General features: G+C 66.6%; 31 protein-coding genes and 2 pseudogenes. 9 read left to right on the top strand and 24 right to left on the bottom strand.

Annotation, left to right across the window (positions count from 1 at the left end; translation table 11 throughout):
* Positions 1-205: 205 nt before the first annotated feature.
* Positions 206-601 carry a hypothetical protein gene (locus WMF34_RS38295; RefSeq protein ID WP_012240132.1) on the bottom strand — a complete coding sequence of 132 codons (396 nt, stop codon included), beginning with the start codon at positions 599-601 and terminating at the stop codon, positions 206-208.
* A 291-nt stretch (positions 602-892) separates the two neighbouring features.
* Between WMF34_RS38295 and WMF34_RS38290 the strand changes: the two genes are divergently transcribed.
* Entirely contained in the window at positions 893-1195 is a 303-nt protein-coding gene (locus WMF34_RS38290) for a hypothetical protein (protein WP_437990896.1), read from the top strand.
* An 82-nt stretch (positions 1196-1277) separates the two neighbouring features.
* Here the strand turns inward: WMF34_RS38290 and WMF34_RS38285 are convergent, their stop codons facing one another.
* The 14 genes and pseudogenes from WMF34_RS38285 to WMF34_RS38220 all read right to left on the bottom strand — a co-directional run bounded on the left by WMF34_RS38285 (position 1278) and on the right by WMF34_RS38220 (position 11198).
* A complete protein-coding gene (locus WMF34_RS38285; RefSeq protein WP_044966811.1) occupies positions 1278-1889 on the bottom strand; it encodes a GyrI-like domain-containing protein in 612 nt (203 codons plus the stop codon).
* 268 nt (positions 1890-2157) lie between these two features.
* Entirely contained in the window at positions 2158-2577 is a 420-nt protein-coding gene (locus WMF34_RS38280; RefSeq protein ID WP_012240129.1) for a hypothetical protein, read from the bottom strand.
* Between the two features lie 78 nt (positions 2578-2655).
* Entirely contained in the window at positions 2656-3531 is an 876-nt protein-coding gene (locus WMF34_RS38275; RefSeq protein WP_437990895.1) for an alpha/beta fold hydrolase, read from the bottom strand.
* 102 nt (positions 3532-3633) lie between these two features.
* Positions 3634-4068 carry an ADP-ribosylglycohydrolase family protein gene (locus WMF34_RS38270; RefSeq protein WP_157907204.1) on the bottom strand — a complete coding sequence of 145 codons (435 nt, stop codon included), beginning with the start codon at positions 4066-4068 and terminating at the stop codon, positions 3634-3636.
* A 344-nt stretch (positions 4069-4412) separates the two neighbouring features.
* Entirely contained in the window at positions 4413-4664 is a 252-nt protein-coding gene (locus WMF34_RS38265) for an addiction module protein (RefSeq protein WP_437990894.1), read from the bottom strand.
* A 264-nt stretch (positions 4665-4928) separates the two neighbouring features.
* Complete coding sequence (locus tag WMF34_RS38260) at positions 4929-5123, bottom strand: hypothetical protein (protein WP_437990893.1); 195 nt, start codon at positions 5121-5123, stop codon at positions 4929-4931.
* A 158-nt stretch (positions 5124-5281) separates the two neighbouring features.
* Complete coding sequence (locus WMF34_RS38255; protein WP_437990892.1) at positions 5282-5779, bottom strand: hypothetical protein; 498 nt, start codon at positions 5777-5779, stop codon at positions 5282-5284.
* Between the two features lie 132 nt (positions 5780-5911).
* Positions 5912-6886 (bottom strand): hypothetical protein, encoded by a 975-nt coding sequence (locus WMF34_RS38250; RefSeq protein ID WP_437990891.1) that lies wholly within the window; start codon positions 6884-6886, stop codon positions 5912-5914.
* Positions 6883-7206, bottom strand: a complete 324-nt coding sequence (locus tag WMF34_RS38245) for a hypothetical protein (protein WP_437990890.1) — start codon at positions 7204-7206, stop codon at positions 6883-6885. The genes WMF34_RS38250 and WMF34_RS38245 overlap by 4 nt, the downstream gene beginning before the upstream one ends.
* Positions 7140-8498: a hypothetical protein gene (locus WMF34_RS38240; protein WP_437990889.1), complete on the bottom strand. Its 1359-nt coding sequence runs from the start codon at positions 8496-8498 to the stop codon at positions 7140-7142. The genes WMF34_RS38245 and WMF34_RS38240 overlap by 67 nt, the downstream gene beginning before the upstream one ends.
* A 263-nt stretch (positions 8499-8761) precedes the next feature.
* Positions 8762-8983 carry a hypothetical protein gene (locus tag WMF34_RS38235; protein WP_437990888.1) on the bottom strand — a complete coding sequence of 74 codons (222 nt, stop codon included), beginning with the start codon at positions 8981-8983 and terminating at the stop codon, positions 8762-8764.
* Between the two features lie 395 nt (positions 8984-9378).
* Positions 9379-9606, bottom strand: a pseudogene (locus tag WMF34_RS38230) (type II toxin-antitoxin system RelE/ParE family toxin); the annotation flags it as partial.
* 49 nt (positions 9607-9655) lie between these two features.
* Entirely contained in the window at positions 9656-9907 is a 252-nt protein-coding gene (locus WMF34_RS38225; RefSeq protein ID WP_437990887.1) for an addiction module protein, read from the bottom strand.
* 340 nt (positions 9908-10247) lie between these two features.
* Positions 10248-11198, bottom strand: a complete 951-nt coding sequence (locus WMF34_RS38220) for a TauD/TfdA dioxygenase family protein (protein ID WP_437990886.1) — start codon at positions 11196-11198, stop codon at positions 10248-10250.
* 274 nt (positions 11199-11472) lie between these two features.
* On the opposite strand from WMF34_RS38220, the gene WMF34_RS38215 reads away from it, so the two are divergent.
* Positions 11473-11616 (top strand): hypothetical protein, encoded by a 144-nt coding sequence (locus tag WMF34_RS38215; protein ID WP_437990885.1) that lies wholly within the window; start codon positions 11473-11475, stop codon positions 11614-11616.
* 703 nt (positions 11617-12319) lie between these two features.
* On the opposite strand, the gene WMF34_RS38210 is transcribed toward WMF34_RS38215, so the two are convergent.
* The 7 genes from WMF34_RS38210 to WMF34_RS38180 form a co-directional block, all read right to left on the bottom strand.
* Positions 12320-13402: a hypothetical protein gene (locus WMF34_RS38210; protein ID WP_437990884.1), complete on the bottom strand. Its 1083-nt coding sequence runs from the start codon at positions 13400-13402 to the stop codon at positions 12320-12322.
* Positions 13403-13526: 124 nt separating this feature from the next.
* Positions 13527-13694 (bottom strand): hypothetical protein, encoded by a 168-nt coding sequence (locus WMF34_RS38205; RefSeq protein ID WP_437990883.1) that lies wholly within the window; start codon positions 13692-13694, stop codon positions 13527-13529.
* A gap of 190 nt (positions 13695-13884) precedes the next feature.
* Complete coding sequence (locus WMF34_RS38200; protein WP_437990882.1) at positions 13885-14700, bottom strand: ExeA family protein; 816 nt, start codon at positions 14698-14700, stop codon at positions 13885-13887.
* Complete coding sequence (locus tag WMF34_RS38195) at positions 14697-16067, bottom strand: DDE-type integrase/transposase/recombinase (protein ID WP_437990881.1); 1371 nt, start codon at positions 16065-16067, stop codon at positions 14697-14699. The genes WMF34_RS38200 and WMF34_RS38195 overlap by 4 nt, the downstream gene beginning before the upstream one ends.
* Positions 16068-16185: 118 nt before the next feature.
* Positions 16186-16587: a hypothetical protein gene (locus WMF34_RS38190; RefSeq protein ID WP_437990880.1), complete on the bottom strand. Its 402-nt coding sequence runs from the start codon at positions 16585-16587 to the stop codon at positions 16186-16188.
* 1317 nt (positions 16588-17904) lie between these two features.
* A complete protein-coding gene (locus WMF34_RS38185; RefSeq protein ID WP_437990879.1) occupies positions 17905-18966 on the bottom strand; it encodes a TIR domain-containing protein in 1062 nt (353 codons plus the stop codon).
* A gap of 201 nt (positions 18967-19167) precedes the next feature.
* On the bottom strand, positions 19168-20655 hold the full coding sequence (locus WMF34_RS38180) for a DUF2934 domain-containing protein (protein WP_437990878.1): 1488 nt from the start codon (positions 20653-20655) through the stop codon (positions 19168-19170).
* Between the two features lie 412 nt (positions 20656-21067).
* On the opposite strand from WMF34_RS38180, the gene WMF34_RS38175 reads away from it, so the two are divergent.
* Positions 21068-21310, top strand: a complete 243-nt coding sequence (locus tag WMF34_RS38175; protein ID WP_437990877.1) for a hypothetical protein — start codon at positions 21068-21070, stop codon at positions 21308-21310.
* Positions 21311-21652: 342 nt separating this feature from the next.
* Here the strand turns inward: WMF34_RS38175 and WMF34_RS38170 are convergent, their stop codons facing one another.
* Positions 21653-22030 (bottom strand): helix-turn-helix domain-containing protein, encoded by a 378-nt coding sequence (locus WMF34_RS38170; protein WP_437990876.1) that lies wholly within the window; start codon positions 22028-22030, stop codon positions 21653-21655.
* Between the two features lie 213 nt (positions 22031-22243).
* On the opposite strand from WMF34_RS38170, the gene WMF34_RS38165 reads away from it, so the two are divergent.
* The 6 genes and pseudogenes from WMF34_RS38165 to WMF34_RS38140 form a co-directional block, all read left to right on the top strand.
* A complete protein-coding gene (locus WMF34_RS38165) occupies positions 22244-22756 on the top strand; it encodes an RNA polymerase sigma factor (RefSeq protein ID WP_437990875.1) in 513 nt (170 codons plus the stop codon).
* 5 nt (positions 22757-22761) lie between these two features.
* The gene (locus WMF34_RS38160; protein WP_437994694.1) at positions 22762-23388 is read left to right on the top strand and encodes a JAB domain-containing protein; all 627 of its coding nucleotides are present in this window, start codon (positions 22762-22764) and stop codon (positions 23386-23388) included.
* A 325-nt stretch (positions 23389-23713) separates the two neighbouring features.
* Entirely contained in the window at positions 23714-23905 is a 192-nt protein-coding gene (locus tag WMF34_RS38155) for a hypothetical protein (RefSeq protein ID WP_437990874.1), read from the top strand.
* A gap of 78 nt (positions 23906-23983) precedes the next feature.
* A complete protein-coding gene (locus WMF34_RS38150) occupies positions 23984-24235 on the top strand; it encodes a UPF0175 family protein (RefSeq protein WP_129572626.1) in 252 nt (83 codons plus the stop codon).
* Between the two features lie 377 nt (positions 24236-24612).
* Complete coding sequence (locus WMF34_RS38145) at positions 24613-25017, top strand: hypothetical protein (RefSeq protein WP_437990873.1); 405 nt, start codon at positions 24613-24615, stop codon at positions 25015-25017.
* Positions 25018-25051: 34 nt separating this feature from the next.
* Positions 25052-25192, top strand: a pseudogene (locus tag WMF34_RS38140) (HNH endonuclease); the annotation flags it as partial.
* Here the strand turns inward: WMF34_RS38140 and WMF34_RS38135 are convergent.
* The gene (locus WMF34_RS38135) at positions 25165-25530 is read right to left on the bottom strand and encodes an HNH endonuclease (protein ID WP_437994693.1); all 366 of its coding nucleotides are present in this window, start codon (positions 25528-25530) and stop codon (positions 25165-25167) included. The pseudogene WMF34_RS38140 and the gene WMF34_RS38135 overlap by 28 nt on opposite strands.
* Between the last annotated feature and the right edge of the window lie 281 nt (positions 25531-25811).

Raw genomic sequence — 25811 nt, 5'->3', positions numbered from 1 at the left:
CCGCGGAGGGTCATCATCGCGGCCGCCGTGTACTGCAATGAGCGCGCCGAGCGGTCCACGGTTCCATACCACGATGGCCTCGCCGTCGCTCGAGGACAGCACGTACCTGGCGTCCAGCACCGTGCTCGATCCGAGCAGCTGGTCGTCTCCTCCCGATCCGGTCCTGAAGGTCGTCGAGCAGGACGCCCTCGGGATCACCCGCAGGCTACATGTCCGAGAACTCGCTCTTCTCGAGCTCGAGGAGCCGCGCGAGGTTCGCGGGATCGGTGCGCGACGGCGCGAAGCCGATCCACCGGAGGCCGCTGGCCCTCGCCCTCTCCCATGTCGCGCGGCATGTCGGGAACCAGTCACGAACGAGCTCGTTCTGGCTATCTCGGAACTCTTCGGGCCGGTACATCATGGATCGATAGGCAAGGAGCATCACAATCTTCTTGAACGTGGACATATCGATGTCGCGCGGTATCTCATCCGACCAGACCAGCATCCCCTTGCTCAGCTCGTAGCCGACCGTCGCGTCCGGATCCTCCGTGAGCGCCTCGATCTTCGCCCGGTCGGCGGGCGGGAACAGATCGTTCGAGTCACCGTCGAACAAGTCGTTCATTCGACGAGCGTATCCAGGTGTCCATAACGCGTCCAGGGGCCGCGCGCCTCCGCTTGGTCCGCGTCGTGGCCATCCCACCGTACAGCCACGCTGCACGCGCTGGTGGACATGTAGGACCTTCCGCGATCCGCATCCCTCCCGGAAAAGTGATGCTGGTTCAGCAACTTATCCATGCATCGACGGGGCCGCGTCCGCTCCACCGCCCGCGGGGTGAGCGCCGCGCTGCAACGGAGAGTCTTCGCCTGCGCCACAGAGCTGTCACGAGCGCGGAGCACGCTGTTTCCCAGAAACATGCGGATCGACCCGCCTGCCACACTGGGACGACACACCGTGACCCTGTACCTCGGGCCGGTGGAGGACGAAGGCCCCGAGGCCAGCGAGTCATCTGGCGAAGCCATCTGGTTCGACCGCCGGGATCCGCAATCCATTCGCCGCGCTCAGGAGATCCTCCGGGACCGGCTGCGACTCTCGGTCGCACCGACGCTGTGCGACGAGCCTTCGCCTGGCCTCGGGGCGGCGCTGGGCCGGATCCTCGCGGCCCTCTTCGGAATGGGGCTCGGCGCGGCGAGGGCTGCGGCGCGAGAGGGCCGCTGAGGCCGATCGCCCTGGTCATTGGCCGGCAGGCGGCTGAGTCGAGCCGCGCCGCGAAGCGGCGCCGGCTCGAACGAACTGTCGGCTATCGCATCATAGGTTGGCGGATGATGGTCTTCCACTTGGCCGGATCGGCGCGGCGTATGTCGCTCAGATACACCTCATGGTGCTTTCCTGCAAGCGCCGAGCGCGCAACGATAAAGTCATGGACTCGCTGAATGGTCGGCCCTTCTTCAGTGAAGGGGCCAATATGAAGTATCTGAGCGCATGACCCTTCCGTGAAGTTCTCCAGTCTGAGCGCGTCAACCGCGGGGAGCGCCTTCTTTCGCCTCACCTCCGCCATGGCCGCCTGAATCACCGCTTCCTCCACGAAGTGAGGCTGCATGATCATCATCGTCCATTTCCACCTCGACCTGTCATTGGAGGTGAAGGCGGACATGTCATCCGACCACCAGAGGCCTTCGAGAGGCATGACCGCATAGTCGATTCCTTGCGCCCCCTTCTTTATCATGAACTTCGTCGTGTAGGAAACGGAGAACAGCGCTTCCACTGCCGCGGCATACGCCTGTGATGTGTTGGGGTCGCCCTCGCCGTCGATCATGAGGAACCGAAATGCCGGCACGTCAACCTGAACCACCTCCTTCGCGGATGCCTGGTAGAGATGTTTGAGCTCCCTCTTGAGATCAATCTTCGACACGAATGCACCTGATGATAGCCAACGTATTGCGCTCCAGCCGGGGCGCGTCAGCGCCGTCGGCTGCGAGCGCCGGTCAGGCGCCTCTTGCCGACCGGCAAGCTCTAGCGCTTCGACTCCTTCGCAGCAATGCCCGGGGACATGGCCACTCTCCGAGACCGAGCCGTGTTCGATGTTCATGGCGCGGCGCTCAAGCTGACGGACAATCCGCTGCTCTCCGGCGCAAAAGCCCACAAACCCGCAAGCGCAGGTGCAGCGCCTGCGTCCGGCCCTACCGGCTCTTCTCCGCGAACCAGCCGTTGTAGTCGAAGAAAGGGTGCCCCCGAACCCGGTGCCCGCCCCGCAGCTCGTCCAGCGACCACAGGTGCGCGGTGTAGTCGTCCATCGCGGCCCCGCTGAACCGGGACAGCAGCCCGGCCACGAACCCGGCCACCTGCGCGTCGCCGGGGTGCCGCCCGGACACGTCGGCGATCACGCAGACCGCCGGCTCGCCCCCGAACCTCTGGACGATGTCGGCCCAGTCCTCCGGCTCGTGCTCAAGAGGGCCGTGCCGGTACAGGTTGATGTACAGGCAGGCGTCACCGGCCACGAACACGACCCACGGGTCCCGCTGCTCCGGGTAGGCGGCGTCGAGGTACGCCGTGACCGCAGACTCCATCGTGTCCCGCAGGAAAACAACGACCGATCGCATCGCGCCCCTACCGCCTCCGCTCGCCGAAGATACCGGCGCTTCGGCGGCGAGCGCAAGCTCGTCCGCTGTAAGCGCCAGTTAGCCGCCGTACATGATGCGCGAGTCGACGAACGATACGAAGGCGCTCATCAACGCGGCGCATTCGGCCGGATGGGTCTCCAGCAGGAAATGCGGGCCGTCGAGGATGTGCGCCTCCATGCGCGGGAGCGCCTTCATCCAGGAGAGGGTCTCCTCGAGATCGAAGAAGATATCGTGCCGCCCCCACAGCATCAGCGCCGGGGGTTGCCAGCGATCGAGATAATCGGCGATCTCCCCGAACCTCGCGACATGGCTGCGATAGTCGAGCACCAGCGCACGCTGCGTCTCGAGCCGGCCGGGGAGCGACATGATCCGCCAGTCCTCCTCCCACAGCCTGGGATTGATGCGCTCGGCGATGTCCCGGGGCACGCCACCCAGATATTGGTCGCGCGTCCCCTCGAAGGTCAGGTGCGCGGTCGCCTCGGCTTCCCGCTCCGGCGTGGGATCGTCCCAGTAGGCCCTGGTCGCCGACCATTGCGGCCCCATCCCGCTCTCATGAGCATTGGCATTCTGGACGATGAGGCTGCGTATCCTGCGCGGCGCGCGCGTGGCGAGATGAAGTCCTACCGCCGTTCCATAATCGTGGAGGTAGAGGTGGAAGGACCCGGCTCCGAGCCGCGCGAGCAGTCCGTCGATCATGTCCGCGAAACGCGAGAATGAGGGGCGCTCGACCGGCTCGGAGCCGCCGAACCCCGGAAGGTCCGGGGCGATCACGAAGCAGTCCCGCGCGAGGGTGTCGATGACGTTCCGGAACGACTCCGAGGAGCTTGGAAAGCCGTGGATCAGGAGGATCGCCGGCTTCTCGCGATCGCCCGCCAGGCGGACCGCCATTTCGGCACCCTCGATCTCGAACCTCACCAGCTCCGGTTTTTTCATCGCACCTGGCTCCTTCGATGTCTTCAATCGTCTGACGGGCCTCCCGGCAGAAGGTGACACGCCCATCGCGCGCCGGCTATTGTCTCCCCCCCTTCAAGCGGCCTATTTCGCCTGCCGAATCGTTCGACGGTCCGCCTCGACGCTCGGGTCCAGGAAGAACGACAACGGCGCTGCGCGCATGGCAGCACCCGAGCCTGAGGCGAACTCACCGCGAGCTCCAGCAAGAGCCCAGTGGGCGCCAGCGGCGAGATCGCGAAGCGCCTTGAGCGTCGCAGAGCCTACGCCGGAGATGCGGCCCGTCTCGAACCAGTGACGAAAGCGCTCGGCGATCCGCTCCGGCTGTACGCGTCCTCGGCTCAGCACGATGGCCTCGCACGTGGCGAGGGTCAGCCAGGTGTCATCGGAGAGCCGCGGAGCCTCTCGGAAGACGGGCTGTACCGGCCCGGCAAGGCCCTCGTACGGACCGCCCCATGCGTCGCCGAGCGCACCAGCGAGGAGGCAGCTGCGTGCGCGCGTTCGCCTCTCGACGGTCGTCATTGATCTACCCGCAGCGCAAAGCGGCGTCGCGTGCATTGCCGTATTGGGCGGGCCATTCACAAGGCACGAGTGAGCCAGTACAGCGGACGTCGCTTTGCATGCGCGATGGCGAGCACGAGCGTGTGCTCGGGGTGCATCTCGAACGCAATGACGTACGGAAAACGGTCGACGGTCGCTCTGCGAATGCTCCGTGGTACAGGAGAAGTCCCGGGCCAGATCCGAAAAGATGTCGGGGCCTCTCCGATCTTATCGAGCATCGACGAGACCTCGGCGATGAGCTCGTCGCCCAGCCCGGGGCGCCTCTCGTCGTACCGATGGCCGCCGCACGAAGCTCAGCGCGCGCTTCAGGATGAAGCTCGACCCGCACGCCGGTCCTCGAGCTCCTTCAGGATCTCCGCCCGCGCCGTGCCCCAGTCGACCGTCTGGACCTTACCCTCCGCGACCTCGCGCGCCCGGCGCGTCAGCTCATCCGTCCACGCTGCTGCGACCTCCTCGGCGTCGGGCTCCTCAAGGCTGGAAAGCACCTCTTCTGCCAGCCGGGCCCGCTCGTGGCGGGGCAACAGCAGCACCTGCGCGAGAAGTTCCTCGGTGGACATAGGGGAACTGTAGCATGGCTCGGGTCCGCCACCCACGGCGATGCGGCCTCCGGCTGGGAAGCGGACTGGGCCGGCGACGGCGGCTGGGGCACGCGGGGCCAGGGCAGCGGCGGAGGCGGCGGCCACAGGGGCGGGTTCGGCGTGTGCGGCGCGGCGTCCAAGGGGGGCGCCGGGGGAGGAGCGGGAGGAGCCGGCGGCTGGGCGGGCGAGGTGGCAAGGGGGCGAGAACGGCTACCCGAGCACCGGCATCGTCGCGCTGCACGCTCATGCATCTGCCCAGATCACACGGACATCGTAGGGCGCCAGGAGTCGATCGGCGGTGACGATCTGGATGTCCTCGACCTGGGCCTGCGCGACCAGGATCCGATTCAATGGATCCTTGTGATGCAGGGGAAGTCCGGCGACCTGGAGGGTGTGCCGTTGCTCGATGGGCAGAGAAAGGTGACCGAGGGCGGCCATGCGAGAAGGCTCGTGGCGTACCTCGAGTCGCTCTGACGCCACGGGGGACGCTCGCCTTCGCGCAGGGCGAGTCGACCGACCATCCGAACGACCTTGGCACCGCGGTGCTCGGAGCTAGCCAGTCAGGCGGCCTCTGGGCCTCTCTCTGCGCGGACGCGTCACGAGCGACGTTGCGCGGTCGGCGACCATTCGAGCCGGAGCTCCGGATACTCATGCCCAAAGGGGTCGCGCTCCAGCTGCGCGGCTTTGCTGAACTCGACATCTCGTGCGCCATCGACGTAGAGCAGCCGAAACGGGCAGCAGCTGCCGTCCACGAAGGCGACGCAGAAGGTCGTGAACGGATTCGTCAGCCCCGCGGGGCCAAGGATGAACGCTTCAAGCTCCGCACGAGCGGCGAAGCCCCAGACAGAGGACGCTGGCACGTGGGCCTCGTGATCGACGACGATGAAGCGATCGTTCAGCTCGAGCTCCGTGCAAAACGGCGGCTGAAGAATGCCGGCCGTCATTTCGATCCGGGAGAGCGTGTCCAGGAAGTCGCCGCCGTCGAACGCCCAGGGATCAGCGACGGCGCATGCGGTCAGGGCGTCGGCCAGCTGAATCAGGTTCATGGAAGCGCGCAGGAAGCGGTCACGTAGGTCGGCCTGACGGCTGTGCATGACCCGCAGCTCGGAAAATAGCACCGCAACGCGCCGGGTGGCAAGACAGCTGGGCGCCGTATGACTGCTGGGCCTTCGACGCGCCACGGCGCCCAGCGGCGATGCCCTCTTCAGGGAACCAAGCCGCCGGCTTCATGCACTCGTTAGCCAGGATGACGATGGCGACCGTTGGAGCCCGATACGCCACGCAGACACAGCTCCTTGCTTGGATTGCGTGTCGATTGCAATCAGAAGCTCACGATCGTGAACGACCAGCGCGACCTCGAACGAGGCAGGGAGCTTATGCTGCGCCGCGACGTCCACGAAGGTTCCGTCGCACGTGCACACATAGACATCCTGCCCATCAGCAAGAACGAGTTGCCGGCCATCAGGACTCAGGCTCAGCCAGGAGAACGGGACGGGGGCATCCATCGCGACCACCTTGGCGCCAGGCTGAGCTTGCACGAATGCCAAGCGTCCTGACATGCGATTGTGGGTCACGCTCTGACTGGTCACGTCAAACGGAACGCCGAGACCAAGGAGAACCACAGCTGCTTGGTCCGCGTACGCTGCATGAATGAAAGGGCCCGGCGCTGCGATCGTCGTGAGGGTCACTTTGGCGGCATCGAGCATCGCAACGACGCCCTCGCTGCCTGAACAGATCAGCGCGCTTCGAGCGTCGTGACGATAGAGCCCCTGGCAGGAACCGACTGTCTTGCGGCGACAGGAGCCGTCATCGAGATTGAAGAGCCCTACCGTCGGTCCTCGCGAGGACATGCACACAGCGAGCTCGCCAATGCGCACAGAGTGGTGAGCGTACTGTGGTACACCCTTGTCCCAACGCCTTATTTCGCGCAGAGTCGCTCGCTCAAGCTCAAGAAGGCGCTTGCCGGATGCGACAAGGAGGGATTCTGACGAGGGGCTCAAAGCCGTCGAATACACGGCGGACCGGACGCGAGCGGTGCCGGTGACCTCGCCATCCGACAATGACACGCGCCGAAGCGACAACGACGCGAAAGGAGTGCCCCAGCCATCCGAGACCAGCACAGATCCCGTCATGGGATCAAAGACAGGTGCCATCGAGCCGGTCAGCGAGTACGGAAGTTCGGTAGTCCAGATGGGTGTCATTGAAGATTGGGTAGATGAAGGAACGGGCTTTCAGGGTCTCTGGCCAGCATCGCAATCAACTGTGCCGCGCGACCCGAAGAGGCGTATGTCCTCTGGATCCGGGCATCTGTCCGACCCCACCCCCTCGTGTCGCTTCCATACATCGTGGAAAGATAGCGTATCCGACGGCTGCCCCACCTTGTCAAGGTGTGCCTGGTCGAGCCGGCCGAGGCCGGCCCTTCCTTCTCCGACAACTGCCGGTACTCGCTTCGCTTCATCCCCAGCAGGCGGCTCCAGGAGTAGAGCGTGCCTGCGCTGACCCCCTCCTGCTCCGCGAACACGCGGGCAGAGTGCCCGCTCTTGTGCCAGTGCGCCACCCGGTCACGCCAGCTGCGTCTGCTTTCGTCCATCCACACCTCCGGCGCGGAACGCTACGCAGCGCAGAGGCTCCAAGACAGCATGCGGGTCGCCGGACGCGACCCCGCGCTCGCGGCGGCGCCGCCGGGCTGGGCGGGGGCGCCGCTGCCCGATCGCCTCCCTCGGGAGAGGCGGCAATCCGCGGATTGTCGAGATCCAGCCGCGGGAAGTTTCCCCTCTGGAACTCGGCGATCCGCTCCTCGCCGAAGGCCTCCAGGCTCTCCTGGAGCTCTCGGTAGGTCACGCATCGCACCTCGGGCCTCCCGCAGACCTCGCTGGCGAAGCGCTTGAGGGCGTTCCAGTAGGCGCCCTGGTTCCAGAGCGAGAAATGGTGGCCGATGTGAAGAGGCGCTCGGTTGTCGCTGTAATTGCCCTGGAAGTAGTCGAGGTACGTCTCGTAGGTCTGATCCTCGAACTGCTTGCACTTGACGGGATCGCTCACCGGCCGCGCGCTGGACTGGGCGTCGTAGAAGTTGTAATCCATCGAGAGGGTCTTCTTGCCGGTGCCCGCGATCCTCAGCTCGGCCAGGGGGAAGTTCCACACGCCATCGAGCTTCTCTGGCCAGTAATCCGCCGGCGCCGTGCGGCTCGCGTCGTACTTGAAGCCGAACTTCCTCAGCGCAGGCCAGAGACCGGGGGTGACCGCGAGGTAGGGAGCGCGGAAGCCGATCACGCCCGGCTTGATCCCGGGGCGCCAGGCATGCACGGCCGCCTCGGCGGCCGTGAAGCCGTTGTTCCTGAAGACCTCATCGAAGGTGAGCAGGCTGAACTGCCTGAGCTCACTCCCCCAGTCCTCCTCTGTCCAGCCCTCCTCCGTGGCCTGGAAATGCCCGTTGGCGTGCGAGGCGATCTCGTTCCCCTCCGCGTCGGCCTGATTGACGTAATCGATGCGCTCGAGGATGTCGGCCCTGCTGCCGCTGAAGCCGATGTCCGATTGGCCGGGGTGGTGCCTGGGCCCGTGATAGATCGTCTTGTTCTCGGGCGCGAGGAAATAGACCCCGCTGATGAAGTAGGTGAAGCCGAAGCCCGGCGCCTGTCTCGCCCTGAGCTCGCGCGCGAAGCGGAGGGTGTCTTCCCAGCGGTCCAGCGCGAGCGACCCATCGAAGGAGAACACGACGAACTGCGGGGGGCGGCGCTCTTCCGCAAAGGCGGCAGCGGGGAGGGCGAGGGCGATGGCAATCGCCAGGGCGCGGCCCGTGGAAAACAGTGGATTCATGGCGAGGTCCTCCTCCTCGGCGCCGCGGTGCCGCGACCGACGGTTGACGCATTCGTGCCCTCGACGGGGGCGACCGACGCCAGCCTTGTACATTCACTGGTGCTCCCGCCAGAAGCCGTCAATCACGCGGCGCGCGGCAGGGGGCTCGCGGCCGGGAGGTATCCCGCCGCTATGGCGCGCGTCATGGGCTCCGCCAATGCAGCTTTATCCGCGTCCGCCCCGCCCCCCGTCTCCGCCGCCGCGCTCCCGCCCTCAGCGCCGCCTCACCCGCAGGCTGTGGAGCGAAGGCGGCCCTTCGATGGGATGAGGCAGCCAAGCTGCGCCTGGACCCACGATGCCGACCGCACCGCCCCGAGCTTCTCGGATTTTCCGCTGACCGTCGTGCCGGCGACCGCCGAGGACACGGGCGCGGACGGGGTATCGAGAATCGTTGACATGATCCTCACTTCATTTGGCCCGATCACGATGCTCGTCCAGTCGAACACCGAGGTCGAGATCCTCCGAGGCAGGTTTCGCCCCTCCTATGGTTGGGGGGCCATGACGGCGAGGATTTGCCCGGGCCGAGCGACGCAGCCGACGGCGCCGATGGGATGTACGGAGAGGGGATGCGCGCTCGGCGGAGACCGTGGCGGGCGGGCCTGCCGTGGTGAACCCGTGCGAGGGCGGGCTCCCGAGCGTCGGCGGCAAGGGCGGTGACGGATTACCCGGCGGCGCGGAGGACGGGCGCATCAGCGAGGCCGGCTGGGAAGCAGACTGGGCCGGCGACGGCGGCCGGGGCACGCCGGGCCAGGGCGGCGGCGGAGGCGGCGGCCGCAGGGGCGGGCTCGGCGTGTGCGGCGCGGCGTCCAAGGGCCTGGTGGGACCGCATGCGGCGCTCCCATCACCTCTTCCTCCAGTAGCCCGGCCTCTGCTTTGCGTGTGCGATGGCCACGACAAGAATGCGCGTTGGCTCGTCTCGGTACACGACGAGATAGGGAAACCGTGTCAAACGCACCCGACGCGTCCCGTAACGGGTGGAGGGCCAGCTGTCCGGCGCCTCCGCAATTCGGTTGAATGCCGCCTCGATCTCTTCGGCGAACCGTGCCGCTACGCGTGGATCCCGTTCCGCGTACCACGCCGCAGCCTACTCGGCTTCCGCGAGTGCGGCTGGCAGGACCTCAAGGAGCTTCACGACGTCCGTCTGCAGCCGCCAGGATGCGGCGCCTGGCTTCCGGCCAAGGGACCGGCGTGACGACCCCGGCGTCGACGTCGGCGAGACGTCGCTGGATCTCCTCGGCCCACGCAGCCTCGACCTTCTCGGTCGTTTGCTCGGTCTCGTCGAGGCTCTGGATCAGCGCGGCCGCCACGGCCGCTCGGTCCTCCGCCGACAGACGCAGCGCTGCGACCAGGACATTCTCGACCTCGCTCATGATGCAGGGAGCTTACCGCAAGTTCGGCAGGGTCACGAGCCGGGCCCGCCCCGGCGCGGGTCCTGGGCGAGGGGCCGCGACTCGCGGCGGCCGTGGTCCTTGGTCCGCTCCCCGGCGAGGGCCGGCCTGCAGGTCACGAAGAACGGAGCCTGGCTCCTTCCCGACCAGAGGCCGCTCGTACCCGAGCGGAAGGGTTCCTCGCCGCCGGCGAGCCACCCGTCCGGGCTTCACGGAGAACTCGATCAGCCTTGACAGGCGGCCATCGTCGGCACGGTCTTCGGAGGGCGGGGCCACCCGACCAGCCGGGGCGCCGGCGCGGAGACGGCGTGGCGGCGCGGCGTCAACCGAGCACGCCGAACAGCTCGCCTTCGAGCGGCCGCGAGCGGAACCCGTCGGGCCCCTGGGGCAGCTCACCTGCGACGGTGATGCGGCGAACGACGCGCGGCAGGTCGAAGTGAGCGTAGTCGATGGGGCCGGCGTGGGCGGTGGCCTGGTTGTCCCATACGGCGATCGCGTTGGGCGTCCAGCGGAAGCGCACCGCGTACTCGGGCCGCGTCACCTCGTCGGCCAGCATGTCGAGCAGCGCCTGGCTCTCGCGCTCCCGCAGGCCCACGATGTGGCTCGTCGTCCCCGGGTTGACGAACAGCGATTTGCGCCCGGTCCGCGGGTGCACGCGCACGAGCGGGTGAAGCGCGGCGAACGGGCCTGTGGCCTTGCGGCCAGGCCTGGGCTCTCCGCTATCATAGCTGCTCGTGCGGTGGACGGCTTGGAGCCCGTCGACGAGCGCCTTGATCGTGGGCGACAGGCCGTCGTAGGCGCACTCGAGGTTGCTCCAGAGCGTGTCGCCGCCGTACGGCGGGATCTCCACGCCGCGCAGGATGGAGTACCTGTTCGGGTTGGCGACGAAGGTGATGTCGATGTGCCATCCCTTGTAGTCGCGCGGCGGCTTGGCGGTGGGGATGGAGAGGTCCGACCGGTGGTTCTCCTTGTACTCGGCGGCCTTTCGTTCCCAGATCTCCGGGTGCTCAGGGAGCCCCAGCGCGATCGGGTGGGCCGGCGTCAGCGGGCCGAAGGAGCGGCCGAAGGTGAGCAGCTGTTCGTTGGAGATGTCCTGCTCGCGGAAGAAGATCACCTTCCATTGGAGCAGGGTTTGCTCGATTGCCTGCACCGTGGCGGGGGCCAGCGGCTTGCGCAGGTCGACGCCGTGGATCTCCGCCCCGATCACGGGCGTCAGCGGTCGTACATCCAGCCGCAGAGGGTGGGTCTGTTGTTCGGCAATGAGGGCGGACATGGCACTCTTCTCGCAGTCTTGAAAGATGAACGAGCCTGGACGCCAGCTCGCGGCTCGCCCTGAGCATGTGCCGTTCCAGTCCGGTGACTCGAGCAATTCTTGTAGGGCCGCACAGCTCGGGGCATGGCGCCACCCCGCCGTGGCGACGCGGTCGCGCGGTCCGTCGCGTCGAGCGCGCGTGGAGCAAGGGGGGGCTCTCGACGAGGCTCGGCGAGGTGGCGGAAGCGTGATGTGCCGCCGCGCCTGCTCCGCAGGCAGCAGGGTTGCGGGTGCGGTGTTGCGCACGAAGCAATCCCCGGGGGGACCGATCAGCGAGGCCGTCCAGGAAGCGGACTGGGCCGGCGACGGCGGCTGGGGCACGCCGGGCCAGGGCGGCGGCGGAGGCGGCGTGCGGGGCGCGCGGCGCGCACGGCAGTGAGGTGATCGCGGGGCGGGGGACCAGGCGGAGCGGCGGCGCGGCGGCCTCCTGCGCAGCGCCGCCGGCCGTCCTGCGCAGGCCATTGGCCTTCCTGCGCAAGACCCGGTGCTCTCCTGTGCGGCCCCGTCGACCCTCATGCGCAGCCCCGGGGGGGTTCCTGCGCGGCCTGGGCGCGTTCCTTTGCACCCCCCGCTGGTGTCCTGCGCAATGTTCGCCCCTGTCCTGCGCGGCCTCCGCGCCCCTCCTGCGCGCCCCCGTTGGTGTCCTTCGTCACCATTGTACGGCTCCTGGGCAGCCCCGGTGAGTTTCCTGGGTAGCCCCGGCGTCGTCTCGCGCCCGTGGCCGCGGCGCCGTCCGCGATGCAGGAGAACTCCACACTCCGCGGGCTGTGGTGGACGACCGACCGTGCCACCCCGATGGACCGAAGAAACGGCGGCGAGGAGCAACAACGCCGCGTAGCTCACCGTCTTCCGCATGCTCGATACCTGTTCGGCAGGCGACGTGGCTCCGAGCCCTGGCGACGTCGAGGGGGCGCCTCCCGGCTTCCCGCGCTGCTCCGCCCGCGCAACGGCAGCGGCCTCACCCGCGGGGCGCGGTGCCGAGCGGAGCGAGACTCCGCGCACCGTCGGGTGCAGGCCGTTGTTGGCCGGCGCACGCAGCACAGCAATGGGGCCGATGCTTCAAGAGCGCACCTTGAATTCGCCTATCCCTCCGCTACCTTCAGGAATGCCTCTTCCAGCGTTCCCTGTTCCCAGAGGTCGGCCAGATCCTGCTTGACCTTCGCGTCTCGGCGTCGCTTGTCGCGCAGTTCGTCGACATAGCACATGACGGCTACCTTGTAGACTAGCGGTGCCAACAGATTAAGGAACGGCTTCTCCTTGTCCTTGAACGGGAACAGCCGATCCACCTGCACCGGATTCCCGTGTAGAAAATCGTTGCGAGCAACGTAGAGCTCCCGGTACAGCTTTCCGACAAAGCTGACTCGTCTCCTATTATTCCTCGGATATTCGACCACGTACCGCCGGTGGCCGACCTTTCGATCGTTCCACTTCGCCTTTCCCAGCAGATCAAGTACGGTACCGAGATTCGCACGCCCGGATGCACTGTTGGCGAGAATCTCGCAGGCACTCACCCACAGAGCAACTCTCGCGCCATGCTCGTAGGCGGAGTTGGCCAACGGAAGACTTGCGGCTTGATATGCCACTTCCATGGACCGGAACAGAGCCTCACGTGTCTTTGACTTACTCTGCACGTGTCTGATCCACTCGTCGCGAAGCCTGTCGACGAGCATGGGATCGGGCTGAGGCCTTAACAGATTCGTGCTCATAACATACGGGGAAACCTGGCCACGAAAATCGGCGGCCGGGTCGAATCCGCGGACCGCGGCCGTGATGGTCATGAGATCGTCCCCATCGTCGGTCGGGACGATGGGGTACAGGTCGAAGTAAGTCGTGTAGATCAGGTTCCATCCCACCGTAGTGGTGAGCGCCATCTGGCAACCGTACGCGAGCGACGATATTGCGAAGACGTCCCGGAATCCGACGATTGCTTGCCTGGTTCGCCAGCTGTCGGGAGCGTCACTGCGGACGATCAGGGCGCATGCGTTCTTTGCTCTGCCATAGGGATCTGTGAACCTTGACATTAGGGCTCTAGATGCCGCCGAGCGCTGTCCGAGTTCCACCACACGGGGATCTGACGCGGGGACGATGGCGAGGAACTCGCTCTCGAATGGCGTGACGACGCCGAGGTTATTAAGCGCGTAGGCGAGGTCCCACTTGTGCGCCATCGCAGCAGCGGTCGCTGCTGCGGATGAACCTGCTACGCGATGACTCCGTACGGGCTGCGGCTTCGCCTTCTGTTTAGTCATATTTCACACACTATGTCAGATTGCATGTGGCCTGCTACCAACGTCAAGTTGTCTTGGACTCACCCGCCGAACGCGTTGACGGTGTTCCGCGGGCCGGGCTGCCCGGAACATCGAACACCACCGCCTTGTTCGGCAGCGCGCCGGGCAGCGTGGGGCATTGTTGACGCTCAGGCTGATTGATGGCGTTGCGCGCCGTCTGGTTGATGGCCATCACGAGCTTGCGCGGGCAAGGTCGAGGAGGGCGATGGCCATCACCCGCCTGCACGGGCCGCGCCGCTGGGCGATGGCCATCTCCGGCGCACGGGGGCCCTCAACGCGCGATGGCCATCGCGTCGAATGGCCCGTAGGCGCCGACAGCGCGATGGCTGCCGGCGCCTGCCACGCGTGAGCGTAGACGCCGTTCAGTCGGCGTCACCCTTCACGTCGCCGATCACCCGGGCCATGACGTCCCGCTCGACGAGCTTCTTTTTCCGCCGAGCCGACTCGCGCAGCACGGCGGTGGCCACGCGGTCGATCTCGCGCAGGCTCGAGCCGGCGGCCTCGTGCAGCGAGGTCAGCGCCTCGGAGGTAAAGAGATCGCGATCGCAGCCGGCACGGCCGAGCCGCAGGCGGACATACTCGCTCGTATCATCCGCCGTCATCGGTCCGATCGACAGGCGTCGGTCGATCCGCGAGTACAGGGAGCGGTTCTTGCGCAGCTCCAGCCGGTCCTTGAGGTCGGGCAGCCCCACCAGAATCAGACTCAGCAGCGCCCGGCTGTCCCATTCGTAATTTGCCAAGATGTGAAGATGGTCCAACGTGTCCTGATGAAGTAGGTGCGCCTCGTCGAGCAGAAAGACCGGGTGAATCCGTTCTCGTCCGAGGTTCTCGACGTGCGCGCTGATCGCGTAGAAGACGGCGGCCGCGGTCGCGGCAGGGGTCAGGCCGAGGGCCTGGCAGAGCTGTCGGTAGAAATCGCGGCGTCCGAGCGTGGCGTTGTGGCAGTAGGTCAGGCGGAATCCGGCCTGCGGCAAGCGATGGCGCAGCGCGCGCAGCACGCACGTCTTGCCGGCGCCCGGCTCGCCGACGAGCAGCACCTGGGAGCGCTCGTGGACCGCGTCGCACAGCTCCTCGACGAGCTCATATTTCGAGGGCGGCAGCCAGAGATCGCTGTCCGGGATCTCCTTGGAGAAGGGCGACTCGGAGAGCCCGAAGAATCGGACGAAGGACTCGCTCATCGAGCACCTCCCTCGGAGCTGTCGTCGGGCTGCGAGGCCTGCGGACTTTCGCTTCCAGCCCGCAGCAGCGTTCTCGTCACATCGAAGTCGGTGGGGCGGCTCGGCCCTTGTGCGAGCGGACCGCCGCGTGGCGGCCGCCGGCGCCGCGCGTTCTTCGCCGGATCGAGGAGGCGGAGCGGCAGGCGCTTGCCCTCGTGCTCGACCCACGGGGTCGCGTCCGGGGCGACGTGACAATGAGCCACCGTGACGAGCTGGCCAGCCAGATAGCCCTGGTCGAGCTCCCAGGCTTCACCGTCGATGGAGATCACGTTGTCGCTGGACACGCGCCGCCGGCTGCGTTCGGTCAGCGCGGCGCGCAGCGCCCGCTCCTCGATCGCGCCGTCGCCGGCGGGCTTTTGCGCGTACAGCTTCGCGGGGCTCTTGCCCATCAGCCCGGCGTGCGGCGCCGCGTGATAACGTCGTTCGAGGAAGGCCCTGAGCCGAGCGTCGATGTCCTTGAGCGACGCGACCTCGCCGAGGAAGCTCAGGCACCCCTCGCGCAACGTCCGCCAGAAGCGCTCCATCTTGCCGCGTGCCTGCGGGTCATAGGGCTTCGCATGCAGCAGGGTGATACCGAGCCGCGAGCACGCCGTCCGGAGGACTTCGCCCCGGTAGGTGGAGCCATTGTCCAGGTAAAGGGCATCCGGTTTGCCGTGACGGCGAAGTGCGTCCACGAGCAGTCCGAGCATGTCGACCTCCCTCTCGGTCGAGTGCGCCTCGAGCGCGACGACGTAGCGAGAGGCATCGTCGAGCAAGCCATGGATGCGGACAGGCACCGTCCGACCGCCCATCTTGCACTGCGGCAGGTGGCAGACGTCACCGTGCCAGAGCGCTCCGGGCCGCTCGGCCTGCCAGCGCAGTCGTGTCCTCGGCTGTTGCTCCGAGCGCTCCGCCCGACGCGACAGACCCGCCGCCGCGTACAACCGTCGCACGGTCGGCGCCGAGACCTGGCCCGGATCGATGCGCCCCTCGTCGACGAGCGTGCTCAGGATGAGCGACACCGAGGCCGCGGGATGCTCGCGCCGGATGTCGAGCAAGAGCTCGCGCAGCTCGGCGCATAGCTCCTGCGCGAAGCCGCGATCGGAGCGCGGCTCGGGACGAAGGCCGGCGAGGCCTGCGGCGCGGTAGGCGTACAGCCAGCGCTCAAGCGTGGGGACCGAATAGGTGCGCGTGCTGTCGGCGCCCGGCGGCCGGAAGCGCTGGGCGCTCAAGGCGCGCAGCTCGGTGGCGAGCCGTCCGCGGCCGAGCTCGCGGTGCATGACGGGGCCGATGACCGAAGCGCGAAAGATCGCGACGGCCTCGGCGTGATCGGCAGGTCCGAGATCCATATCGAAGGGTCCTTTCTGCGCCCTGCGGCGCGGGGCCCTTGTGCGCCACCGAGGCTCGTCGAGGGAGGGATCCTCTCGGGTGGGCCTTGTTCTCTGGGCTCGTCGCTGTCAGCCGCCCTCACGCTGCGTGCGCGGCGCCGAGGAACGCTCGGTGCTCCAGCGCTTCGCCCCGGGAGGTCGGCTCCGCGTAGGCGGCGAGCGAGGCCGCCGCGCTCGCTGCCACGCGGCGCAGCATCGCGCTGGGATCAGACAACGGCAGTGCGGCAAAGAGGCGTCGATGCGCGACGGCGCGCGTCCAGCGGCGGAGCGTGGCCCAGCCGGTGAAGGCCGTGGCGCCCAGGATCGTCTGCGGGCTGATCCGCCGGCGCACCTCGCGGACGGTCGCCAGCACCAGCCCGTAGAGCGCAAGAGCGAAGCCGATCGCCGCGGCGCTGTAGTGCCGCCGCGGCAGCAGCTCGCGTGGACCGACGAGGATCACCGCCCCGCAGGGCAGGCAGCGGTAACGGCGCAGCTTGAGCACGAGAAGAACGGCGGGCGCGTTCGGGTCGGCCGGGCCACGCACCTGCCGCTCGCGAAGGCCATGGCCGTGGAGGCCAAGAGGTGCCCCGACGGGGTGGCTCGCCGCTCCGCACGCAGGGCAGCGAGCGGGGCGCACCGCCTCGACCGTCGGCAACTGCTGCTGCCAGCTCTTGATATCGAGCGCGCTGTGGACGAGACTGTGACCGCTTCGATTCCTCGACACGCGAACCGGAGCACGACGAGGAGGTTGTCCGCCAAGACTGGGCCTCCTCGTCGCCTTTTGTGGCTGGCACCGCGCCGATGCTCCGCTCCCACTCCGCGGCCGCTCCTACACCCGTGGGCGGCGGGAAAAGTGTTGAGGAGCATGACAATTTCGGTCGGGACGAAGCAATGCATCTCGGCGTGGCGAGCCCGGGCGGCGACGCGAACGTCCGCGTTCCCCATGATCTGAGAAAAAGCGCAGGGAGGAGCAGATGGCGTGAGAATTTGAGATAGGTCGCGGGAATGCAGCCGGCGGGCACGAGGAGGCGCCCCTGCACCCACGGTGGACGATGCCTCGTGCGGGGGATGCGTACCCTCCTCCATCAAGGAGCTTGAGCGAGATGTCGGCCTGAAGCCTTATTGAGGCTGGGCGCTAACAGGCATGAGCGCCGTCTCGCTGCGGCAGAAAGAACACCACGCGCGGGCTCGTCCGCGTGGAAGACCACGGCACGCCGCGCCTCCCGGCCCGCGGCAGCGGCGCGCGACCGCAGCGCATTCGGGGCCGACTGCGCTTGGAGGCATCAGTGCCCGCACCCGCATCTGCAGTGGCCCGAACCACGGTAGGTGCCCGCCGGAATCCTGCCTGCGCCAGCGTAGTCGCGAGGTTTTCCCGCCTTCAGGCTCAGAAAAACCTCACAGCCCCGTGGATCAGACCAGATCCAGAGGCCTCCATTCCACGGGGCGGAGTGCACGCGGGTGCACCTACCATCCTTGCCATGGCCGATCCTGAAATCTCCGCCGCTACCCATTTGGGTCAAAGCGACCTGCCAGTACTGCTGAAGCGACTGCGCCACGAGCACACACTGCGGATCGGTGAGATTCGCAGAGATCGAAACGTTGGCCATCGGTAGAGTCCTCGCAAGGCTAGGTACTGGGTGTGAACACGGAGCAGGCGCATCCGCTATCTGGCGACAGAGCCTCGCAGGAACGGACCGTGCCGAGACTCCGCCCGCCGAAAGGCTTCCCTATCAGCCGCCGGGTGGGCTGGCCAGCGAAGCGAGCCTGCCCGCACGGTCGGCTGCATCGGGTTCTTCGGCGGCACCGCTCGGGTGAGGAGCTATTCGGACGTCTGCAGTGTGCGAAGTGCCTCAAGGTAGGCCTCGGTCGTCGTGGGTTGTGTTATGGAGCTATGTGGGGACTGGCGAACCTTCAGCTCGGGTAGGTAGGTAAGTGCCATCGGTCCACGAGTAAATGCATCCTCCGTGTGATGGTATCTCAGACTTGGCGTTTCCATTTGGTGTTTACGCCAATAGTTATCGGTCTCCAGCCTCCAGGAGAGCCTGTGGATCCGCCGTGCGAGTTCATGCGCCCGCATGAGCATGCCCTCCCTAAGGCTGTTCATATGCGCCGTGTGCAGTGTTTCAAACTCTGCAAGGTACTCCTGTACGGCGACGTAACTATAGTGCTTGTGCAGGTCGCTTCTAATACTCGCGGCTCTGTCTTCCAGCACATGAAGCAGTTCGTGGACGCTCCCCGGAACTTCAGTCAGGGAACTGGCCGCCGATGCGCTCAGCTCTCGACCCAGTTCGCGACTCTTGGCAGGAGGTCCTGCGGCGATGTTTTGAGCCCCAGGGCCGTGAACGATGCAACCAAGCGCATCGAGGGCCGCCTGCACGTCTGCGCTCGGCTCTCCCAGAGACGCGATGTTGGTTCGAAGCCTTTCGACAAGCTGCGCGGCCCCATTCATAATGGAAATCGTAGCCTGAACGCTTTCCACAACCTTCGTCCATGCCTCGTCACGGTTGGGCCAGCTAGTTACCGGCATCCCGCCAAAGGGCAGTACCACGGCGGGGACCCACATCGCACTCCTCCACAGGCAAGCGCGCGCAATGATGGCGACGTTCGAAATTCCGTGGTTCTCGCGGCTGATGGCCTGCTCCGCCTCGTCACGGCACAGATCACTCGCAAGGTAGTCCGAGCTTATGAGATGCAAGACTAGGGCGGCTCGCGCGAGACGGACGGAGGCCTCCCGCATCGACTCCGCTCCTGGGGCGACATGTCCCCTGTGCCAAATATCGACGGAACCATCAAGTGGGGCCAGATGTTGCTCCAACTCGCGCAGCAGAGACGCGTCCTGGTCGGCGTGACAGATGAAGACGGAAATCGGCACGTTTTCCATAGCTAAATTCCTGCAGAGTCAGAGCGAACGATACACTTGTGCGCGTCCTCTTCGCGCGAAGCTGCTGCTCGCTTTGGGCTTTGCACGCCTGCCACCGACGCCCGCCCGCCGAACGCCAAATTGAGCTGACGGGCCGGCGAAACCCACCCGCCAGCTCCAATTTGATGCTAGACCTTGCTCGCGGCATTGGTGCCCCAGCGGTTATATCACGAACAGTCGCCGGCGCCCGTACAACTCCATCGCCTTGGCGGCAAAGGCAATCGAACACGCTTGTCCAGAAACAGGGTCAATCGGTATCAAAAGCAAGTTTTCACGGCACGCGGACGTTTTTCTGTAAGCGCATTGCTTCGTATGCAAGAGAGAGCATGGGGCTTTGAGGCCATCGTTGGAGAGCCCCAAAAGGAGCTCGAAGCACGCGCTCATTGCGTGACATATCCTCTGGAGTTCGAGGTCCGAGGTCAGAGCGATGTAATGCGTTCTATCTGAAAAGAAGATCGGGGGAGCGCCCATCTTCTCTACGATGCCAGTGAGGAAGTCTGGTCCATAGTGGAAGTCCATCGTGCAGGCGCCGTCGTGCTCCCGTAATTCCCACGCGCGCCGAAAGACATCTAGTAGCCGTCGGAACAATGCCCAGAACGACCCTTCGCCAGAGGGGAGTCCGGCCTCGGCGAGATCAATCTCATTTAGGATAAACTCGCGGCCTTCTTTTAAGGCTACCGTGCGATCCAGCGCGCGGCGCACCTCCTTGTAGCCTGCCAAGCTGCGCGGGGCATGTACGGACTCGAGGCGTCCAACGAGGTATGACAGTGTGGAACCCGGCACTCGTGAGCACAAGGAGGCATCACAGAGGAGTATCGTGGTAAGGAGTGGATCCCACGTCGGGAGGCGTTGCCGCACGCACCTCAAGACGGCGTAATAGTAGATGTTAGGACGAGGCAAACAGTCGCCGAGATCGTCGTCCACGTAGACACGTCGCTCAGCCAGCCATTGCGCGCACTTGGCCATTCCCTCAGTCAACGCGTCTCCGAGGATGGGCACCCCGAAGGCGCGACCATCGGATGAGGTGAGGCAGAGGGCAACAGACGTAAGTGGTGTCTGATCACGTGGATGGGGAAACGAGTAGTCGTAGAACGTTCCATTCGGGTGCGATGCTGCTTCGGCCTGAGGACGAAGGGGGTGACCGGTGCCAATAAGGGCATTGCTCTCCGCTAAGTAGTCGGCAAGTGTCCGGACGGCGCGGATGATGCCCGGGGCGGCGCGCTGGGCCTGCAGTTCGTTCATGGGAACAGGTAGCGGGTCGATGTGCAACAAGTGTCGCGCGGTCTCGACAATCACAGCGAACCAGTTGAGCAGTACACGCTGTCCAAGGACCGTGGAGATCGCTTGGACGTAGTGGAGCGCCTCATGGACGAGAACAGGCCATTGCGGAGAACCATGTATAATGCTGCCATCCTCTGCAAAGATGTCCGATGATGAGCAGTCGAGTTTAATGAGAAGCTTTTGGAAGTGAAAATGCGCTCCGCCAGCTGCCGCTGAGGAAGCTGTGAGCAGCCGCGCTGTAGACTCCACTTCCTCGCGTTCTGCCTTGAGCCAGTCCTCAAGAGGTGTGTGCCCGGGGCGTCCACGATTGTTGAGCCAGTGGAAATAAGCGCGAATACGGATTCGTTGCTCAAGCTCGTCGGTACTCATGCTGTGTCACCTGCAATCTGAAACATATCTAACGCCGTAGTCGGCTGTGCTGTATGACATGTATTCGCGTTTTCGCATGTAGGCTGCGAACAATGGTGCACTATTTCTGTGTTCTCGTAGGTGAGTCGCGGTGCCCCATGACATGTCTTAGCATTCGCGGACAGGTCGCGATCTTCCGCAGGTCATCTGCGCATCTCTGCAGATAGGCCACCGCTGCATAACTACGTATCCCTGTTGATGCGCTTCGGACGGCGACGACGTCGCCACGACGCAAGATGCGCGCCTGCAACTTGGTGCCTCGGGCGAGCAAAGTGCGGCCGAATGTCCCCGGCCACCACAACTCGCGCCGCCTCACGCCGATAAGGGGCAATGCGGGTCCGGCGAACCGGCCCATGCACTCAGGACTATCCCCATGCTCCTCATCGAGGCCGTACGCGTCAAAGACGTCGACCTCGATCGGCGGCCAATCATGGTGCGCCGCGGAAAAGGACAGCACGACCGGCCGGCCTTGCTCCCCGCTCGGGCGCGCGACGAACTGGAGGCCCAGCTCGTCGCCGTTGCGCGACGGCAAGAGAAGGAACTCGCGACTAACCGCGGCGAGGTCGACCTGCCCCACGCCTTGCGAGGACCGCCGCTTCCGCGTGGAACGCGTTGAATTCCGGCCCCACCCCCACGTGCTGCCGCCACGCATCGTGGAAAGATAGCGTACTCGACGACTGCCCCACTTTGTCAAGGAGGCCGGCGCAGGACCCTGCGGTCTATACACCGGACGAAGGCGCGAGCGGGCCCTCGATGCCCTACCCCTCCGAAGCGAGGGAGTGCCCTTGCAACGGCCGGGCCGGTCAGCGGCGGTGCTGTTCAGGTTGCCGCAGCTTGCCTTCTCCAGCACGCTGGACGGCGTCCTAAGCCGCAGCAACGCACACGCCGACGATGAGCCAAGTGGAGAAGCGCGCGAATGGCGGCCGGCTGTCGAGGTGCGGACACCGGGGCCCGGCTGTCAGGTGCCGGCGGGACGCTTGCGCGGCCGGCCGCGCTTGATCTCCGGCATCTCCGCGGGCCGGAGGAGAGCCGCCGGTGAAACGTCGAGCGCGTTCGCGAGCCGAACGAGCGCGCCCAGGCTCACGCTCTGCCGCATGCCTTCGATGTCCTGCAGCGTTCGGAGATCGAGCTCGGCAGCCTCCGCGAGGCTCTCCTGGGTCATGCCGCGCTTCTGGCGTAGACGCCGAAGATTCGCGGCGATGTAGACCAGAACGGTGTCCAGGGTGAGCGTTCGCACCAGGTCGTGCGTACACCCTTGCCCGACCCATAATAACGCGGCCCGACCGTGCTTTTCCTTGACGCTTCCTGCCGGCAACCCGTAGGGTTGCAGGACCACGAATAGTGCCGCCCGCGGGTGCTGGTAACACCCCGGGCGGCGTGGCCGAACCCCGCAGACACGAGGTCCGACATGGGAACAGTACGTTCACGCCCTGAACAGGGCCAAGAGATCGATCCGCCCTCTCGCCGCCGCGTCCGCTCCGGCGCTCCACGTCCGCTCGGGCAATGGCCTGGCAGGCGCGGGTCTCCCGCCGCGCATCCCGCCGTCTACTTGGACGTCACCGCGATTCTCGATCAATCCCCCTTCATCCGCAGCGCCCTCCGCGCCCGCGGCGTTCTCCCCGCCGATCTCGACGACCTCACCCAGGACACCATCCTCGGCGCCTGGCGCAGCCTGCGCGCCGGCCGCTTCCGCCCGTCCCCCGCTCTCCCTCCCGCCGACGCCCTCCGCCGCTGGCTCGCCGGCATCGCCTCGCGGCAGGCCTCGCACTACCGCGACAAGGCCCACCGCCGCCACGAGCTCCCCGCGGTCGACCCGGACCGCCTCTCCGCCTTCGCCGCCCCCTCTCCCGAGGCCCGCCTCGTCGCCCGCGGCCTCCTCCGCGCCTTCCACCGCCTCCGCCCCGAGCTTCGCGAGATCCTGTCGCTCGCCGCCACCGGCCTTTCCTCGCTCGAGATCGCCGCCGTCCTCTCGCTCCCGCGCCCCACGGTCGCCACCCGCCTCCGCCTCGCGCGCCGCCTCTTCGCCCGCGCGCTCACCCGCTCTCGGAGGTGGCCTCGATGAGCCCGATGAGCCGCGTCCCCATCGACGCCCCCGCCGAGACGGCGGCCGAGCTGCCGACCGCGACCGAGGCCGCCCTCCTCGAGATGGTGCTCGGCCTGCCCGGCGTCGGCCCGCGCATCCTCGGCACGGCCGCTCTCCCCTCGCTCGGTCGCCTCTCGCCCGCGGCCCTCGCCGAGCGCACCCAGATCGCCCTCTTCGACGCGACCCGGCTCGCCGCCGCCTTCGAGCTCGGCCGCCGTTACCACGCCGCCCGCGCGCGCCGGGGCGCGCTCCTCACCGACGCCGCCCGCGTGGCGCGGTACTTCGGCCCGAGGCTGGCGTCCCTGGTCCACGAGGAGCTCTGGATCGCAGCGCTCGACACCCACGGCCGCGTCCGCGAGACGCGCCTGCTCGCCCGCGGTTCCGACGACGCCCTCCACGTCGGCCGCTCTACCGTCCTGCGCACGGCGCTGGACATGGCCGCCCACAGCTTCGTCCTGGCCCATAACCACCCGAGCGGCGACCCGACGCCGACCCGCGAGGACGAAGCGATGACCCTGGAGCTGCGCCACCTCTCCGCGGAGTTGCTCGTCCCGCTCACGGCCCACGTCATCGTCACGCCCAGCGGCCGCTACGCCGCCGTCCACGAGTAGGCCCTCGCGGGGCGCTTGCGCCCCCTATGCCCCCTGCGGCGGCGCGCGGCGCCCCTGCGCATCCAGCCTCCAGCGGACGCCTCGGCCGGCAGCTTCGCAAGCCTCCGGCAGCGGCGTCTCAGGCTGGCGCCCCCGCGCCATCTGGTCCGGCCTGGTGGGATGGCCATCGCGGAAGTCTCTGGTCACAACACCGGGCACGCTCGCGCAATGACGGCCGGCGAGACGCCTGGCGCCGCATGCCCGGCATGCCCGGATGGCATGCGGCACAGCCCGCCGCGATGCGGGGCTCGTCCATCGCAGCAGCGCCTGGTACGCTCCGCCCACGATGGGCGATCCCGAAGCGACATCTCCGGTCTACAATGAGGACGGCGTCGACCTCACGCTCATCCGGTGGATGCTGAGCCTCACGCCAGCGGAGCGGGTCGCCACCCTCCAGGCCCACATCGACTTGGTCTCGCTCGCCCGTGAGAGCAGGCGCGCGCGAGATCCGCATGTCCGCGCCGACGAAGATCGTTGAGCGCCTCAGTGTGCTCGCCCGGCACCTTTCGTGCTAAAAACAGACTTGCCCGCCTCTCCGAGCAACCAAGGACGGAACATGGCAACTCGACAGATTGTGGTGGATGTGCCCGAGAAGGTGCTCCTTGCGGAGAAGATGGACGAAGCTGAGTTCGCGCGAGAGCTCCGCACCCTCGCTGCGGTCAAGCTGTACGAGCTGGGGCGGCTCTCGTCCGGCCGCGCTGCGGAGCTCGCCGGCATGGCGCGGGTCGAATTTCTGCTGAGTCTGGGTCGCTACAAGGTTTTCCCTCTCGACGCCGAGCTCCGCGCGCTGGAGGCCGCCGTTGGTTGAGGCCATCAGCAATACCTCACCCCTGCTGTACCTTCACCGCATCGGCGCCATCGACTGGCTCGCCGAGATGTTCAAAGACGTCTGGGTCCCCAGCGCTGTGGATCTTGAGTTGAGGGAGGGGCGACGCAAGGGGTATGAGGTCCCCACGCTGAGCACTTATGGGTGGGTCAAGATCAATCCATGCCATCGGAATGGCTCGCGCTCGACTTGGGAGCGGGAGAGCTTGCAGCGATGGCTCTGGCTCTGGAAAATCCGTCGCGTGTGATTCTCCGTTCGTCCTCGTCATGGCGGTTGGCCGGGGAGGGGAGGAGCGGGGGTTCTCCTCGTGCTAGCCTCGACGGCGAAGCGGGCTTGCCTCCCGCGTCCACCCCAGCGCGATGTCGACCGCCACCGTCACCCTCGCTCTCCCCGAGGCGCTCTACCAGCGGCTGAGGGGGACTGCGCTCGCGACCCGACAGCCGCTCGAAGCCGTGATGCTGCGGGCGCTGAGTCTCGGCAGCCCACCCGCCTGGGACGACGCGCCCCCGGAGTTTCAGGTCGACCTCGCCTGCCTCGACAAGATGGACGACCTCGCGTTCTGGCAAATCGCAAAGAGCCACAGGCCAGAGGCAGAGCTCGCGCGCCACGACGAGCTGCTCGACCGGAACGCCCACGAACCCCTCACGCCAGGGGAGCGCATCGAGCTCGAGCGTCTTCGCCACGAGAGCGAGCTGTTCATGCTCCGCAAGGCGCACGCGGCAGCGCTCCTGCGATGGCGCGGGCACGCGGTCGCTTCTCCGTAGCGCGCGCCCTCCACGAGATAGAAGACGGACTGCGGTGTCAACCTACGTCTCCGAGCTGCTCCGTTCTCGAATCGAAGAGGCCGATCGGCGCCGATGTCAGTACTGCCTGACGAGCGAGGCCAATAGCGGTATTCCCCTGACCTACGATCACATCACGCCGGTCTCGAAGGGCGGACCGAATTCGCTGGGCTGAGGATATTTTACGGGGACGCGCTCAATCGAGAATGTCACCAATGGCCTGTCCACGAGCTTTGCGCCCATGATTTGACGTGCCTCCGCCTCCGCCATCGCGAGCTTCAGGTATCGGCGCAATAAGAGCAATGGAGGAAACTTCTCCTTGGACGCGTACCACTCGAGCAGGTCTCTTGCATTCTTGCTGCTGTTGCAGGAGCGGCACGCCCAGACCAAATTGTCGCCTGATTCGAGGCCGCCTCGATGTCTAGGGATCAAATGGTCGCCATGGAGCTTTGGCGGCGGCGTGGCGCCGCAGTAGACGCAGCGATCACTCGGCATGTCGCGAACATCGGCGAAGAGCGAACCGACTTTCATGGTGCCCGCGCGAAGCCCCTTGAACAGCTTTGCGCGGATCATCCAACAGCGAGTGTCGTAGCGCGTGAGCCCAGCCTCCGCAGCGGCGCACGCGGCCGCGAGACAGGCGTACGACCAATAGAGCAATTCGCCAACGGTCTCGACCTGGCCCGTTTGCTTTTTCGCCGGGGCAGGAGCAGCCCCTTCCGAGGAGTTCGAGTCCAGTGAGCGCTCCGCGGCGCGCGTCTTCCGTCCTCGGGACTTGG

Source organism: Sorangium sp. So ce145 (assembly GCF_051525985.1).
In the GTDB taxonomy this organism is placed as follows: Bacteria; Myxococcota_A; Polyangia; order Polyangiales; family Polyangiaceae; genus Sorangium; species Sorangium cellulosum_B.
This window is presented reverse-complemented; position numbering and strand designations above follow the sequence as displayed.